Source organism: Pseudomonas farsensis (assembly GCF_014268805.2).
Taxonomy (GTDB): domain Bacteria; phylum Pseudomonadota; class Gammaproteobacteria; order Pseudomonadales; family Pseudomonadaceae; genus Aquipseudomonas; species Aquipseudomonas farsensis.
Genome location: NZ_JABWRF020000003.1, coordinates 17,414 through 32,766 on the forward strand (window position 1 = coordinate 17,414; position 15,353 = coordinate 32,766).

The following is a 15,353-nucleotide window of genomic DNA, read 5'->3' on the forward strand; positions in this document are numbered from 1 at the left end:
GGCTGTACAGGACTTTATGTCGCAGCCTGGGCTTTGCAATTTTTCGCAATAAACAACGCAACCTTTGGATCGTGCCTAAACTCCAAGCTGCGCGGGGGGGTGGAAAACTTCCCTGTCCTGGCAGCCCTGTTGCCAGAACTGACCCTTTGGTAGTCACTAGAATGAGAACAACGCTATGAAACGGATTCTTCTGGGTACTCTGTTCGCCGCTGTCTCGATCAACGCCATGGCGGAAGCGCCAGGCGGCCCGAACTGCGGCTGGGGCAACATGCTGTTCGAAGGCCAGCGCGGCACACCTGCGCACTTCCTGGCCTCCACCACCAACGGCACCTCCGGTAACGCAACCTTCGGCATGACCTCGGGCACCAACGGTTGCTCGACCAAAGCGTCGCTGACCTATGGCGGCCGCTCCTGGTTCGCCATGAACGGCATGATGAACGAACTTTCCGAAGACATGGCCAAGGGCGATGGCGAAGCCCTGACCACCTACGCCGTGGTACTGGGCGTGGCACCTGAGGACCGCGCGCACTTCGCCGCTGTCACCCATGAGCACTTCCAGCAGATCTTCAGCAGCGCTGATGTGACTGCCGAAACTGTCCACAGCAACACCCTGGCCGTGCTCAAGAGCGACCCGCAACTGGCCAAGTACGCCACCGAGGCTTGAGTCCCGCGTCTCCCGCCCCGCTACCGGGGCGGGTTCTGGCGCGTTATCTTTCGGCATCATCAGGATGTAGTTGCCCGACATGCTCAAACGCCTCGCACCCTTGGCGCTGCTTGCCAGCGCACCGTTGCACGCAGCACCACAACCCGACCCCGGCCGCCTGCAACAGCTCGCTGCCACGCCCTACTGGATTGCCCTGGGCCATTACGAAACCGCCAAGCTCGGCGGCTGGCGCAGCTATGTCGACGACAAGCGCTTCTTCCTGGCCGCCGACGGTGCCCACCACCCGGACCAGGAGCTCAAGGCAACGGTCGATGCGCTGTATGCGCCGGCAAGCCTTGGCGACAAACACGCCCAATGTGTTTATCCGGCACGCACCCGCTGGTTGCGCGAGCAGCTTGCGCTGACCGACCTGCCAACGCCCGACTGCAAGGAATTCAACACCTGGTACACGTCGATCGACCCGCACAGCGCGGCATTGATATTCCCGGCGGCCTACCTGAACAGCCCGTCGTCGATGTTCGGCCACACGCTGCTGCGTATCGACCAGTCCAACACCCGGCGTGACGACACCACGCTGCTGAGTTACGCGATCAATTTCGGTGCCTATATCGAAGGCAGCGACAACAGCATTCTGTATGCCTGGAAGGGCCTGATGGGCGGTTACCCCGGCCTGTTTGCGATGATGCCCTACCAGGACAAGCTCTCCGAATACCGCAGCCTGGAAAACCGGGACCTGTGGGAGTACCAGCTGGACCTTACGCCGCAAGAGACCGGGCGCATGGTCGAGCATGTGTGGGAACTCAAGCAGATCCAGTTCGACTATTTCTTCTTCGACGAAAACTGCTCGTACCGCCTGCTCGAACTGCTGCAGGTGGCCCGCCCCGGGCTGGACCTCACCTCGCAGTTCCCGCTGACGGCCATCCCGACCGACACGGTCAAGGCGGTGCGCCAGTCGGGACTGGTGTCCGACGTGCGCTACCGCCCGTCCCGCGAGCGCGAGTTGCTGGCCCGCGCCGAAGCGCTTGAGCCTACCGAGAAGCAGCAGGTGCTGGCAGTGAGCGCCGACACCACGCAACTGCAAAGCCCGGCCTTCACAGCCCTGCCTCGCGACCGCCAGGCGCTGGTTCAGGACGCCGCCTACCGCCTGGAGCGCTACCGCGCCAATGGCCAGGAGCGCGACCCAGGCCAGGCTGCGCGCAGCTTCGAGCTGCTGCGGGCGATGAACCGCAACCCGCCACCGCCACTTGAAATCGAGCGCCCCGGCCTGCCCGAAGACGGCCACCAGTCGCGCACCTGGCAGCTGGGGGTGGGCACCCGCAAGGACCGCGCGTTTGCCGAATATGGCCTGCGCATGGCTTACCACGACCTCAACGACAACATGTACGGCTTCCCGCTGGGCGCGCAGATCGAGATCCTGCAACTGAAGTTGCGCCAGTACGAGGGCAACGACTGGCAGGTCCAGCGCCTGGACCTGGCCACCATCCGCTCACTGACCCCGCGCAATGCACTGCTCAAGCCGTGGTCGTGGCAGGTGGCTGGCGGCCTTGAACGGGTGCCGGGCAAGCATGACGACGAGGTGCTGGTCAGCCACGTCAACGGCGGTGCCGGTGGCACCTGGCAACTGAACGACGAACTGCTGGGCTTTGCCCTGGGCACGGTGCGGGTCGAGCATCACAATGATTTTGCCGAGTTCATCTCCCCGGCAGCCGGCTTCAACAGCGGGCTGCTGTGGCGCAACCCGCTTGGCAACATGACCCTGGAGGCCAAGGGCGATTTCTTCACCAACGGCGAGGTACGCCGCAGCGTGAGCCTGAACCAGCAGTGGGAAATCAGCCAGAACCTCGGCCTGCGCCTGAGCGCATCACGCCAGTTCAGCCACCTGGCCACGGCGCAGAACGAGGTGATGCTGGAGTTGAAGTGGTATCACTACTAGCCGAGGGGCTGTCTACGGATCCTTCGACAGCGTTTTGACATCGCGCCCACATTTACCGCTCTAGACTTGCCGGTATCTACTGGAGGTCATGTGGTCATGTCGCGGTACTTGTGGGTGTTATGCATTGCAGCGCTGCTGGCCGGCTGCCAAACCCAGCACGAGCAGATGCTCGGCCAGGGCTATCCGCCCGCCTATGCCGACGGCTTCGACGACGGCTGCAGCAGCGGCCGCCAGGCGGCCGGGCTGATGGTTGGGGAGTTTCGCAAGAACGTGCCGCGCTACCTGCATGAGCGTCAGTACGAAAGCGGCTGGGACGACGGCTTTCGCCAGTGCCATGCCATGCAAAGCAGCGAAGACACCCGCCAGTACCGCGAGCGCTACTGGGACCAACGCGACCGCGATTGGCAACGGGAAAAAGACCAAGGCGCTGCCCGGGCATTTCGCCATAACTGAGGTCGCAACCGGATAACCGTTGAAACCCTGCTGCTGCGACCATGGTCTCTTGCACAAGGAGGCCCAACCATGAGCCGAGCATTCGTCAACGAAGACCACGCCGCCGCCCAGGCCAGCCAGCCGGTGGAACGGCGCATCAGCGACCAGCCAAACTACATGACCGCCAGTGGCCTTGCCGAGCTACAACAACGGGTGGCGGCACTTAACAACTTGCGCAGCGAGCTGCAGGGGTTGGGTGATCGGGCGGATAAACAGCGCCTGGCTGACGCCGAGCGAGACCTACGCTACTTCAACGCACGGGTGCAGAGCGCCCAAGTGGTACCAGCAGCGACCTCAACGCAGCAGGTGCAGATTGGCAGCCGGGTGCGTTTTGTCGATGAGGACGGCCGGGAGCATGAGGTGCAACTGGTGGGCGAAGACCAGGCCGATGCCCAGCGCGGGCTGATCAACTGGGGCTCTCCACTGGGGCGTGCGCTGCTAGGCGCAGCGCCCGGGGATGAGGTGCTGTGGCGCAGGCCGGTGGGGGACCAGATGCTGGAAATCATCGAGATCAGCGCCGAACGCTAGAGCGGGCGTGCCCCCTCGCAGAATTCTCTACGGGGGGTGTGCAGGCTTGCCCCGGCCTCATCGCAGGCTGTCGCCAGCTCCCACAGGAATCTGGGCCAACTCTCGAAATTGCGACTGTGCGCGGTCCCTGTGGGAGATTCTATGGTTTTGTACGAGCCTGTTCTCGCCAGACATATCTCCTTGTGGCGAGTTCCCTTGTGGCGAGCGGGCTTGTCCCGCGTTGGGCTGCGCAGCAGCCCCTCAAAACTCAAGGGCAATCCTCAGGGCTGCTGCGCAGCCCAACGCGGGACAAGCCCGCTCGCCACAACTACCTGTCATTTCCCACAGGACTGGGCCCAACCAGCAATGTTGCGGTTGAGCAGGGCCTGCGATGAGGCAGCCCCCGGTTTGCTCAGACCACGCCTTGCGCCAGCATGGCATCGGCGACTTTCACGAAGCCTGCGATGTTCGCGCCCTTGACGTAGTTCACCGAACCATCGGCCTCTTGGCCGTAATGCACGCAAGCATGGTGAATGGACTGCATGATGTGGTGCAGCTTGCTGTCCACTTCGCCATCGGTCCACAACAGGCGCATGGCGTTCTGCGACATCTCAAGGCCCGACACCGCCACGCCACCGGCGTTGGACGCCTTGCCCGGCGCGTACAGAATGCCCGCCTCGATGAACAGGTCCACCGCATCCAGCGTGGTCGGCATGTTGGCGCCTTCGGCCACGCAAATGCAGCCGTTGCCTAGCAGGGTACGCGCGTCTTCGGCATTGAGCTCGTTCTGCGTCGCGCAGGGCAGCGCGATGTCGCAGGCCAGGCTCCACGGCGTCTGGCCTTTGCGGAACTCCAGGCCAAACTGCGCCGCCAGCTCGCTGAGGCGGCCGCGCTTGACGTTTTTGAGCTGCATCAGCGCATCCCACTGGCCATCATTCAGGCCAGCTTCGCAGTACAGCGTACCTTCGGAGTCGGACAGCGAAATCACCTTGCCGCCCAAGTCCATGACCTTGCGCGCAGCGTACTGGGCAACGTTGCCCGAGCCCGAAATGGCCACGCGGCGGCCGTCGATACGCAGGCTTTTGCGCTTGAGCATTTCTTCGGCGAAGTACACGCAGCCGTAGCCGGTGGCTTCCGGGCGGATCAGGCTGCCGCCGTAGGTCATGCCCTTGCCGGTCAGCACCGAGGTGAACTGGTTGGCCAGGCGCTTGTACTGGCCGAACATGTAGCCGATCTCGCGCGCGCCCACACCGATGTCACCGGCCGGTACGTCGCAGTCGGCGCCAATGTGGCGGTACAGCTCGCTCATGAACGCCTGGCAGAAGCGCATCACTTCAGCGTCGCTCTTGCCCTTTGGATCGAAGTCCGAGCCACCTTTGCCGCCGCCCATGGGCAGCGAGGTCAGCGAGTTCTTGAACACCTGCTCGAAGGCCAGGAACTTGAGTACGCTCAAGGTCACCGAGGGATGGAAGCGCAGGCCGCCTTTGTAGGGGCCAATGGCGCTGTTCATCTGGATACGGTAGCCGCGGTTGACCTGCACCTTGCCCTGGTCATCCACCCACGAAACGCGGAACAACACTGCACGCTCAGGCTCGACCATGCGTTCGAGAATCCCGGCTTGCAGGTACTGTGGGTTGGCTTCGAGGAAGGGCCAGAGGGTACGCAGCACCTCCTCCACTGCCTGGTGGAATTCGGGCTGGGCCGGGTCGCGCTGTTGCAGGCGGGCCAGGAAACTGTCGACGGATTCGATCATGGTAGACGTCTCACCAAAGAGGGATTGTTTATTGGTTTTTTCTGAAATGTACCAAGAAGCAAACGCACTGCAACAGGGCGAAATGTCGTTTTTTTGAAATTATTTGGTGCGTTTTATATAAATGTATACAAAATACCCACTGATTTGCCGGCGCAAAACGAAATTGCAGGCACAAAAATGGGGCCACTAGGGGCCCCATTTCTGTGCAACTGAACCCGCCTTACTGGGCGAGTTTCTTGTGACGGACGCGGTGCGGCTGGGCAGCAGCGTCGCCCAGGCGCTTTTTGCGGTCGGCTTCGTACTCGGTGTAGTTACCTTCGAAGAACAACACGCTGGAATCGTCTTCGTACGCCAGGATGTGGGTGGCCACACGGTCAAGGAACCACCGGTCGTGGGAAATCACGATGGCGGCGCCCGGGAAGTCCAGCAGGGCTTCCTCCAGCGAACGCAGGGTTTCGACGTCGAGGTCGTTGGACGGTTCGTCGAGCAGCAGGACGTTGCCGCCCTCCTTGAGGGTGAGTGCCAGGTGCAGACGGCCACGCTCACCACCGGAGAGGTCCTTGACGAACTTCTGCTGGTCGCCGCCCTTGAAGTTGAAGCGGCCCACGTAGGTGCGCGACGGGATCTCGTAGTTGCCGATGCGGATCTGGTCGGAACCATCGGAAATCTGCTGGAACACCGTCTTGCTGCCGTCGAGGTCTTCGCGGCTCTGGTCAACACACGCCAGTTGCACGGTTTCGCCAATCTCGATGCTGCCCGAGTCTGGCTGTTCCTTGCCCATCAGCATGCGGAACAGGGTCGATTTACCGGCACCGTTACCACCGATTACGCCGACGATGGCGCCTTTTGGCATGGCGAACGACAGGTTGTCGATCAGTACGCGATCGCCGTAGCCTTTGGTAACGTTCTTGAACTCGATGACCTTGTCACCCAGGCGCGGGCCGGCCGGGATGTAGATTTCATTGGTTTCGGAACGTTTCTGGAATTCCTGCGATTGCATTTCTTCGAAGCGCTGCAGACGAGCCTTGGATTTGGACTGGCGGGCCTTGGCGCCTTTGCGCACCCACTCCAGTTCCTCTTTCATCGCCTTCTCGTGGGCGCTCTGCTGCTTGGATTCCTGCGCCAGTCGGTCCGACTTGGCCTCCAGCCAGCCCGAGTAGTTGCCTTCGTATGGAATGCCGGCGCCGCGGTCCAGTTCGAGGATCCAGCCGGCGACGTTGTCGAGGAAGTAACGGTCGTGGGTAATCGCTACCACGGTGCCGGGGAAATCGTGCAGGAAGCGCTCAAGCCAGGCTACCGAGTCGGCATCCAGGTGGTTGGTCGGTTCGTCCAGCAGCAGCATGTCGGGGGCCGACAGCAGCAGGCGGCACAGAGCAACACGGCGTTTTTCACCGCCGGAGAGGTGTTCGATCTTGGCATCCCAGGCCGGCAGGCGCAGGGCATCGGCAGCAACGTCCAGCTGGCGCTCGAGGTTGTGGCCATCGGCGGCTTGCAGGATGGCTTCGAGCTTGGCCTGTTCGGCGGCCAGCTTGTCGAAGTCGGCATCAGGGTCGGCGTAGGCTGCGTAGACTTCGTCCAGGCGCGCCTGGGCGTCCTTGATGACGCTGACTGCTTCTTCGACCACTTCACGCACCGTCTTGGTGGGGTCGAGTTGCGGTTCCTGGGGCAGGTAGCCGACGTTGATGTCCGGCATCGGGCGGGCTTCGCCGTCGAACTCTTTGTCGACGCCAGCCATGATGCGCAGCAGGGTCGATTTACCCGCGCCGTTCAGGCCGAGCACGCCGATCTTGGCGCCGGGGAAGAACGACAGGGAAATGTTCTTGAGAATTTCACGCTTCGGCGGCACGACCTTGCTCAGCCGATGCATGGTGTAGACGTATTGAGCCAAAACCAAGCCCTCTATCAAATAGGTAAAGACATCGACGTACGCCCGCGGCGGTTGCCCGGGGGATGTGTTTACGGGGTGTCAGTGAACAAAGTGGGCCATTCTACGCCAAGTCGGGGCATTGCACAGATGGGGTAGATGGCAGGCGGGCCGTCAGGCCCTGTAAGGCCCGGGCCCACCCTGCAGGCTGTATCAGACGTGCGCCTGGCGTTTCTTGCCACGCGGCAGACGGCTACGGCCCGGCTGCTCGCCCAGGCGCGCAGCCCAGGCCGACTTGACGCAAAAACCGCCACTGCGGGCCGGCGGTTGCGCATCTTTTTCGGCAGGCTTGCTGGCCACAGCCGCCGGCTTGACCACAACTGCAGGCCTGGCCGGCGCGGCCACAGCCACTTCGCTGACAACCGCTGCGGCCATTTTCGCGGCCTTGGCCGACTTGCGCAGCTCGGCCAGCGACGGCGTCTTGTTGACGGCGACGGCCTCAGGCTTGGCCAGCGAACGTTGGCAGGTCTTGCACGACACGCCCTCGGCCAGGGCGGTGCTGACCAGCTTGTCACTGCTGCGCCCGCAGGCGGATTCAAGCCCATTGATGGAATAGTGGGTAACCAAAACCGTACTTCTCCGATGCGTTGACTATTGAAGCGGCCGGCATTCTCGCACAGCTGGCAGGGGCTTGCCGAACAGGCCGGGCAGGATGGCCGCACCGCCCATCGCCAAGCCGGCTGGCACTTTGCCACAATTGCAGGCATGCTAGCCGCCTTCAAATGTGCAGCTTATAGTGCGCCGGCCATACGCCAGGCCACGGCATGCGCCGTGCATGGAACCCCTGCCATCGCCAGCCCAATCGCAGGACCAACGCTTGACCAATCTGACGCAAATGCCCCCTCTGCGCCCTGCTGCCGCCCACGCGGTCGGCTCACACCTGCGCGGTTCGCTGAAGGGCGCACTGGCCCTGCTGGCCTTGGTTTTGCTGGCCCTGTTGCTGTGGCAACTGGTCACCCAGTACCGCCACACCCAGAATGACCTGCGCCAGCAAAGCGTGGCCACCAGCGCCGAACTTGCCGACCATCTTGGCCTGAACATGTCGCTCAAGGCCCAGCAGGCGTTGAATCTGGTGCAGGCCTACGTCAAACCACCGGCGTCCAGCGCGTTACCCAATTTGCTCGAAACCTTGCAGACGCGCCTGCCTAGCCTGCGCGATCTGGCCTGGATGGATACCAGCGGGCGCTTGCTCAGCGACACCCTGGCCGGCAGCCCCGACCGTCAGTTGATTGACGAAATGCGCCAGTTGAACCAGGGCCATGCGTTCTTTTTCTCCAACAGCCCCGACAACCAGCGCATCTACCTGCTGCTGCGCCAGACCGCAGAGCAGGACCGTGGTTACTGGCTGCTGCGCCTGAGCACCGACTACTACGAGGAACTCACCCAGCACCTGGACGGCTCCGGCCAGCCGCTGTGGCTGCTGGAAAACAGCCGCGACGGCGCGGTCATTGAGCGCCACGGGCCAACTGCCACAAGCGGCGAGCCGTTGCAAAGCGTGATGCTGGCGTTCCTCGACCACAGCAACTGGCAGCTACGCGGGTTGTTCGACGAAGGCCTGGCGCGGGGCAAGTTGCTTCCGGCACTGCTCGGCAAGTGCCTGCTGGCCTTGTTCTGCGCCCTGCTGCCGGTGCTGGCGCTGATCAATATGCGCAGGCGCCAGCGCGCCCTGCAAGAAGACCGTCGGCGCTATCAGGAAATCTTCGAAGGCACGGGCGTTGCCCTGTGCGTGCTTGACCTTTCCAGCCTGCCCGGCCAGCTCGACCGCTACCACCTGCGCAATCTTGCTGCACTCAAGCAGAGCCTGGCGCTGGACGCCAACCTGCGCCGCTCACTGTTGCAAGAGCTGAAGATCACCGAAATCAACCAGGTAGCCCGCCAGTTGCTCAATGTCGACTGCCACGCAGGCGCCTGGCAGCGCCTGATCGACGGCAGCGGCGATGGCCGCGACAGTGTCGGCATGCAATTGATCGATGCGCTGCTCGAAGGCCGCAGCCAGCTTGAACTGGAAGTGCGTTTGCAGGCCCCGCAGGGCGACGAGTTGCACCTGTGGCTGATGGTGCGCATGCCGCAGCAGCGGCGCGACTATCAGGCGGTGATCCTCAGCATCAGCGACATCACCAGCCGCAAGCGGGTCGAGCTGTCGCTGCTCGAACGTGAGAGTTTCTGGTCGGATGTGGTGCGCACCGTGCCGGACCAGTTGTATGTGCAAGATGTGCACAGCCAGCGGATGATCTTCAGCAACCGCCACCTCGGCCAGACCCTGGGCTACGACCGCGCGGAGCTTGCGCAAATGGGCGAGCGTTTCTGGGAGCTGCTGCTGCACCCCGAGGATGCCGAGCACTACAACGCCTTGCGCCAACAGCAGCTGGACAGCAGCTACGGCGACTCGCTGCACTGCCAGTTGCGCTTTCGCCACCGCGATGGCCGCTGGCGCTGCTACGACATTCGCGAACAGGTGCTGACCCGCGATGGCGATGGCCAGGTGCAGCGCATCATCGGCGTGGGCAAGGACGTCACGGTGCAGATCGAGGCCAGTGCCTCGCTGCGCGACAGCGAACAACGCTACCGCATGCTCGCCGAAAGCATCAGCGACGTGATCTTCTCCACCGACAGCAAGCTGCAACTGAACTACGTCAGCCCCTCGGTACAGGCCGTGCTGGGCTACCAGGCGGACTGGATCTTTGCCCACGGCTGGCAGTCGATCGTCGCCAACCCGGCACAACTTACCGGTGTGTACGCACTGATGGAGCGGGTCAGCAAGGCGCTGGGCGACAGCGAGCAACTGGCCAGCCTGCGCACCACCCTGCCGACGCAGTTGTTCCTGTTCGACTGCATGCGTGCAGACGGTCGCAAGATCCCCATCGAGCTGCGTCTGGTGCTGGTCTGGGACGAACACGAACACTTCGAGGGTGTTCTGGGGGTGGGCCGTGATATCAGTCAGCAGCGCCGCGCCGAGAAAGACCTGCGCATGGCGGCGACGGTATTCGAGCACTCGACCTCGGCCATTCTCATCACCGACCCGGCCGGTTACATCGTCCAGGCCAACGAGGCATTCAGCCGCGTCAGTGGCTACGCCGTGGCCGAGGTGCTCGACCAGTTGCCGGGCATGCTCACCGTGGCAGACCAGCAGGACGCGCACCTGGGTTATATCCTCAAGCAGCTCAACCAGCGCGGCAGTTGGGAGGGCGAGGTGTTCCTCAAGCGCCGCAACGGCGAGCACTACCCGGCCTGGGTCGGCATCACCGCCGTGCTCGACGACGAAGGCGACCTGGCCAGCTACGTGTGCTTCTTCACCGACATCAGCGAACGCAAGGCCAGCGAGCAACGCATCCACCGCCTGGCCTACTACGATGCCCTCACCCACCTGCCTAACCGCACGCTGTTCCAGGACCGCCTGTACAACGCCTTGCAGCAAGCCGAGCGGCAGAAGGCCTGGGTGGTGCTGATGTTCCTCGACCTGGACCGTTTCAAGCCGATCAACGACTCCCTCGGCCACGCCGCCGGCGACCGCATGCTCAAGGACATGGCCGAACGCCTGCTGGGCTGTGTCGATGGCGACGATACGGTCGCGCGCATGGGCGGCGACGAGTTCACCTTGCTGCTACAGCCGCGTGCCACCCGCGAACAGGCGCTCAACCGCGCCATTCATGTGGCCGAGAACATCCTTGCCCGGCTGGTCACGCCGTTCGTGCTGGAAAACCGCGAGTTCTTCGTCACCGCCAGTATCGGCATCGCGCTCAGCCCGCAGGATGGCAGCGAGCTGAGCCAACTGATGAAAAACGCAGACACCGCCATGTACCACGCCAAGGAGCGCGGCAAGAACAACTTCCAGTTCTATCAGGCCGACATGAACGCCAGCGCCCTGGAGCGCCTGGAGCTGGAAAGCGACCTGCGCCATGCGCTGGAGCAGAACGAGTTCATTCTGTATTACCAGCCGCAGTTCAGCGGTGACGGCAAGCGCCTGACCGGCGCCGAAGCGCTGCTGCGCTGGCGCCACCCGACCCGCGGCCTGGTGCCGCCGGGCGAGTTCATCCCGGTGATCGAAGAGCTGGGCCTGGTGGTGGATATCGGCGACTGGGTGCTGCACGAGGCCAGCCGTCAGCTCAAGGTCTGGCACCAGCAGAAGGTGCGGGTACCGAAAGTGTCGGTGAACATTTCGGCGCGGCAGTTCTCCGATGGCCAGTTGGGCACGCGCATCGCCAACATCCTCGAAGAAACCGGCCTGCCGCCGGCGTGCCTTGAGCTGGAACTGACCGAAAGCATCCTGATGCGTGAAGTCAACGAGGCCATGCATATTCTCGACAGCCTGAAAAACCTCGGCCTGAGCATCGCGGTCGATGACTTTGGTACCGGCTATTCCTCGCTCAACTACCTCAAACAGTTCCCGATCGATGTATTGAAGATCGACCGGACCTTCGTCGACGGCTTGCCCTCGGGCGAGCAGGACGCACAGATCGCCCGGGCCATTATCGCCATGGCCCACAGCCTGAACCTTGCGGTAATCGCCGAAGGCGTCGAAACCCACGAGCAGCTTGAGTTCCTGCGCGAGCACGGCTGTGACGAGGTGCAAGGCTACCTGTTCGGGCGGCCGATGCCGGCCAACCAGTTCGAGGCGCAGTTCAGCAACGAGACGTTGTTCATGTTCCAGTGAGGCAGGCAGGTTGTTGTCGAGCACCTCGCCGGGGCCGCTTTGCGGCCCTTTCGCGGCACCAGGCCGCGCCTACGCAGGCGTGCGTGAAAGCGGACTCCGAAGTCAACTCCAGCCCAGTCCCGACGCGGCCTGCAACATGAACCCCTTTGGTCCGCGACTTGATGCCACTTCATATGCCAGGCGCGAATCAATCGGTTAGAATGCCCCCCCAATTAAGCCCGATCCTTGAGGACCGCCATGTTCAGCCGTGATTTGACCATTGCCAAGTACGACGCCGAGCTTTTCGAAGCCATGCAGCAAGAAGCTCTGCGCCAGGAAGAGCATATCGAGCTGATCGCTTCGGAAAACTACACTAGCCCAGCCGTCATGGAAGCCCAGGGTTCGGTACTGACCAACAAGTACGCCGAAGGCTACCCAGGCAAGCGTTACTACGGCGGCTGCGAATACGTCGACGTGGTCGAGCAACTGGCCATCGACCGCGCCAAAGAGCTGTTCGGCGCCGATTACGCCAACGTTCAGCCACACGCCGGTTCCCAGGCCAACGCTGCGGTCTACCTGGCCCTGCTGTCGGCCGGCGACACCATCCTGGGCATGAGCCTGGCCCACGGCGGCCACCTCACCCACGGCGCTTCGGTCAGCTCGTCGGGCAAGCTGTACAACGCTGTGCAGTACGGCATCGACGGCAACGGCCTGATCGACTACGCCGAAGTCGAGCGCCTGGCTGTCGAGCACAAGCCAAAAATGATCGTTGCCGGCTTCTCGGCCTACTCGCAAGTGCTGGACTTCCCACGCTTCCGCGCAATCGCCGACAAAGTCGGTGCCTACCTGTTCGTCGACATGGCCCACGTCGCTGGCCTGGTTGCTGCTGGCGTCTACCCGAACCCGGTGCCATTCGCCGACGTGGTCACCACCACCACCCACAAGACCCTGCGCGGTCCACGTGGCGGCCTGATCCTGGCCCGTGCCAACGCCGACATCGAGAAGAAGCTCAACTCGGCAGTCTTCCCAGGCGCCCAGGGCGGCCCGCTGGAGCACGTCATTGCCGCCAAGGCGATCTGCTTCAAGGAGGCGCTGCAGCCTGAGTTCAAGGCCTACCAGCAACAAGTGGTGAAAAACGCCCAGGCCATGGCCGAAGTGTTCATCGAGCGTGGCTTCGACGTGGTGTCCGGCGGCACCCAGAACCACCTGTTCCTGCTCTCGCTGATCAAGCAGGAAATCTCGGGCAAGGACGCTGACGCAGCCTTGGGCAAAGCGTTCATCACCGTCAACAAGAACTCGGTCCCGAACGACCCACGCTCCCCGTTCGTCACCTCGGGCCTGCGTTTCGGCACCCCAGCCGTCACCACCCGTGGTTTCAAGGAAACCGAGTGCCGCGAACTGGCCGGCTGGATCTGCGACATCCTCGCCGACCTGAACAACGAAGCGGTAATCGACGCTGTCCGTGAGAAGGTCAAGGCCATCTGCAAGAAGCTGCCGGTGTACGGCAACTGATTGGCGAATGCCTGATATGAAGAAGCCCGGCCTTGTGCCGGGCTTTTTTGTGAACGGTTGCCCCGGATCTTGAGAGCCAACCCATTCAAGGTATTTTTGAGAGAACTGGGTCCCTGAACGGCGTGGGCGGTTCTATGGTTTTTTGCAAGCTTGTGGTGGCCTCATCGCAGGCTGTCGCCAGCTCTCATAGAACAAACGCTAACTATCTGATTTACATGGATAACGTGGGAGCGGGCTTCCTCGGAATGCCGAACCACCGCGATGGATGGCACCGGCGACGCCGGTATCGCGGGGCCCAGTTCTCTGCGCGACAGCGCAGCCCGGAAGGGCTGGGTGATCTCCCACAGGATCTCGGTCAGACATCTCTATCACCGGCTGGCGCAGTATGTATGGGAAATTCTATGGTTTTGTACAACCCTGTTCCCGCCAGACATATCTCCTTGTGGCGAGCGGGCTTGTCCCGCGTTGGGCTGCGCAGCAGCCCCTGGGGTTTTCAGGGCTGCTGCGCAGCCCAACGCGGGACAAGCCCGCTCGCCACGACTCTCTATCATTTCCCAAAGTATTAACCAGCAATGTTGCGGTTGAGCAAGGCCCCTGTGGGAGTGGGAGCTGGCGCCAGCCTGCGATCAGGCCGGTGCAGGGGTGCGCATAACCATTCAGCTACATCCCTTTCACACGCAGGCCAAAGCCTCGAACCCCGTCCGTATCTTATCCTCCGGCAGTTCATCCCCAATGAACACCATCACGCTCTCGCGCGCCTCGCCGTCTTTCCACTCGGCATCCCAGTCGAACCCGTACAACTTCAACACCCCTTGGAAAACCAGGCGGCGGTCTTCACCGGCGATGTTCAGCACGCCTTTGTAGCGCAGCAGTTGCTTGCCGTGGCTTTCGAGCAGCTCGTTCATGAAGTCGCTGAGGCGGTCGATGTCCAGCGCTGTGTCGCTGCGCAGCACCAGCGTGCTGATGCGGTCCGGGGTGGCCGGCTTGAGCACCGGGCGCAGGGCCGGTTTGGGGCTGATGCCCAGGTCCGGGTTGAGGTTGAAGCCGCGCACGTCCAGCAGTTCGGCCAGGTCGATGCGGCCGTGCTCGACTACGCGGATTGCCGCCCGGCCATTGATCCGCGACAGGCGTTCACGCAGGGCCTCTACCGCTGCAGGCTCGGCAAGGTCGGTCTTGCTCAGCAACAGGCGGTCGGCAAAACCAACTTGAGCCTGGGCGATGGCCTGGGCCAGGTGCACCTCGGCATGCACGGCATCGACCAAGGTGATGATGCCGTCGAGGATGTAGCGCTCGCGCAGGTCTTCGTCGATGAAGAATGTCTGCGCCACGGGTGCCGGGTCTGCAAGGCCGGTGCATTCGATCACCAGGCGGTCGAAAGCGATTTCGCCCGCATCCAGGCGTTCGAGCAGCAGGTACAAGGCGCGAGTCAGGTCACCATGGATGCTGCAGCAGACACAGCCGTTGGCCAGGGTCATGACCTGCACCGGTTCATCGCCCAGCAGTTGGCTGTCGATGCCGGCCTCGCTGAACTCGTTTTCGATGACGGCGAGCTTCATGCCGTGTTCGGCCTTGAGCATGTGCTTGAGCAACGTGGTCTTGCCGGCACCGAGAAAGCCGGTAAGCACGGTTACGGGTATGGGCGTGTGCACGCAAATATCTCCTGAAGCCGAAAATGACTGTGGGAGGCCGGTTGCCCGGCCTCCCACAGGTTCAAACGTGTCGCAGGTTCAACAGCACTTGGGGCCGGACTTGCCACCATAACGCGCTTCCTGGCGTTCACGGAAGAACGCCTCGTAGCTCATCACCGGCTTGTCCGGGTGGGTTTTCTGCATGTGCTCGACATAGTTGTCGTAGTCAGGCATGCCTACCATCAGGCGGGCCGCCTGACCCAGGTACTTACCCAGCCGACCCAGGTCGTTGAACATTGCGGCAGTCCTC

General features: G+C 62.7%; 11 protein-coding genes. 6 read left to right on the forward strand and 5 right to left on the reverse strand.

The features are described 5' to 3' along the window. Positions 1–175: 175 nt before the first annotated feature. The 4 genes from HU719_RS16335 to HU719_RS16350 all read left to right on the forward strand — a co-directional run bounded on the left by HU719_RS16335 (position 176) and on the right by HU719_RS16350 (position 3,617). Positions 176–664 carry a DUF3015 domain-containing protein gene (locus HU719_RS16335; protein ID WP_186519265.1) on the forward strand — a complete coding sequence of 163 codons (489 nt, stop codon included), beginning with the start codon at positions 176–178 and terminating at the stop codon, positions 662–664. 79 nt (positions 665–743) lie between these two features. After that, positions 744–2,597: an Lnb N-terminal periplasmic domain-containing protein gene (locus tag HU719_RS16340; RefSeq protein ID WP_186537143.1), complete on the forward strand. Its 1,854-nt coding sequence runs from the start codon at positions 744–746 to the stop codon at positions 2,595–2,597. 96 nt (positions 2,598–2,693) lie between these two features. Then, positions 2,694–3,050, forward strand: coding sequence for a hypothetical protein (locus tag HU719_RS16345; protein ID WP_186537142.1), 357 nt, complete (start codon positions 2,694–2,696; stop codon positions 3,048–3,050). Positions 3,051–3,119: 69 nt separating this feature from the next. Then, entirely contained in the window at positions 3,120–3,617 is a 498-nt protein-coding gene (locus HU719_RS16350; protein ID WP_186537141.1) for a GreA/GreB family elongation factor, read from the forward strand. Positions 3,618–4,008: 391 nt separating this feature from the next. On the opposite strand, the gene gdhA is transcribed toward HU719_RS16350, so the two are convergent. The 3 genes from gdhA to HU719_RS16365 form a co-directional block, all read right to left on the reverse strand. Further along, positions 4,009–5,349, reverse strand: coding sequence for an NADP-specific glutamate dehydrogenase (gene gdhA, locus HU719_RS16355; RefSeq protein WP_186521212.1), 1,341 nt, complete (start codon positions 5,347–5,349; stop codon positions 4,009–4,011). 220 nt (positions 5,350–5,569) lie between these two features. Continuing rightward, positions 5,570–7,237, reverse strand: a complete 1,668-nt coding sequence (gene ettA, locus HU719_RS16360; protein ID WP_186521213.1) for an energy-dependent translational throttle protein EttA — start codon at positions 7,235–7,237, stop codon at positions 5,570–5,572. A gap of 189 nt (positions 7,238–7,426) precedes the next feature. Beyond that, positions 7,427–7,840, reverse strand: coding sequence for a hypothetical protein (locus HU719_RS16365; protein ID WP_186537413.1), 414 nt, complete (start codon positions 7,838–7,840; stop codon positions 7,427–7,429). A 268-nt stretch (positions 7,841–8,108) separates the two neighbouring features. Here HU719_RS16365 and HU719_RS16370 point away from each other — a divergent pair, with 268 nt between their 5' ends. Both HU719_RS16370 and glyA read left to right on the forward strand, forming a co-directional pair. Continuing rightward, positions 8,109–11,924 carry a sensor domain-containing protein gene (locus HU719_RS16370; protein ID WP_186537415.1) on the forward strand — a complete coding sequence of 1,272 codons (3,816 nt, stop codon included), beginning with the start codon at positions 8,109–8,111 and terminating at the stop codon, positions 11,922–11,924. A gap of 237 nt (positions 11,925–12,161) precedes the next feature. Beyond that, positions 12,162–13,415, forward strand: a complete 1,254-nt coding sequence (gene glyA, locus HU719_RS16375; protein WP_186537414.1) for a serine hydroxymethyltransferase — start codon at positions 12,162–12,164, stop codon at positions 13,413–13,415. A gap of 671 nt (positions 13,416–14,086) precedes the next feature. On the opposite strand, the gene yjiA is transcribed toward glyA, so the two are convergent. Continuing rightward, the gene (gene yjiA / locus HU719_RS16380) at positions 14,087–15,064 is read right to left on the reverse strand and encodes a GTPase (RefSeq protein ID WP_186537299.1); all 978 of its coding nucleotides are present in this window, start codon (positions 15,062–15,064) and stop codon (positions 14,087–14,089) included. 78 nt (positions 15,065–15,142) lie between these two features. After that, positions 15,143–15,340, reverse strand: coding sequence for a YbdD/YjiX family protein (locus HU719_RS16385; protein WP_003251633.1), 198 nt, complete (start codon positions 15,338–15,340; stop codon positions 15,143–15,145). Positions 15,341–15,353: the final 13 nt, after the last annotated feature.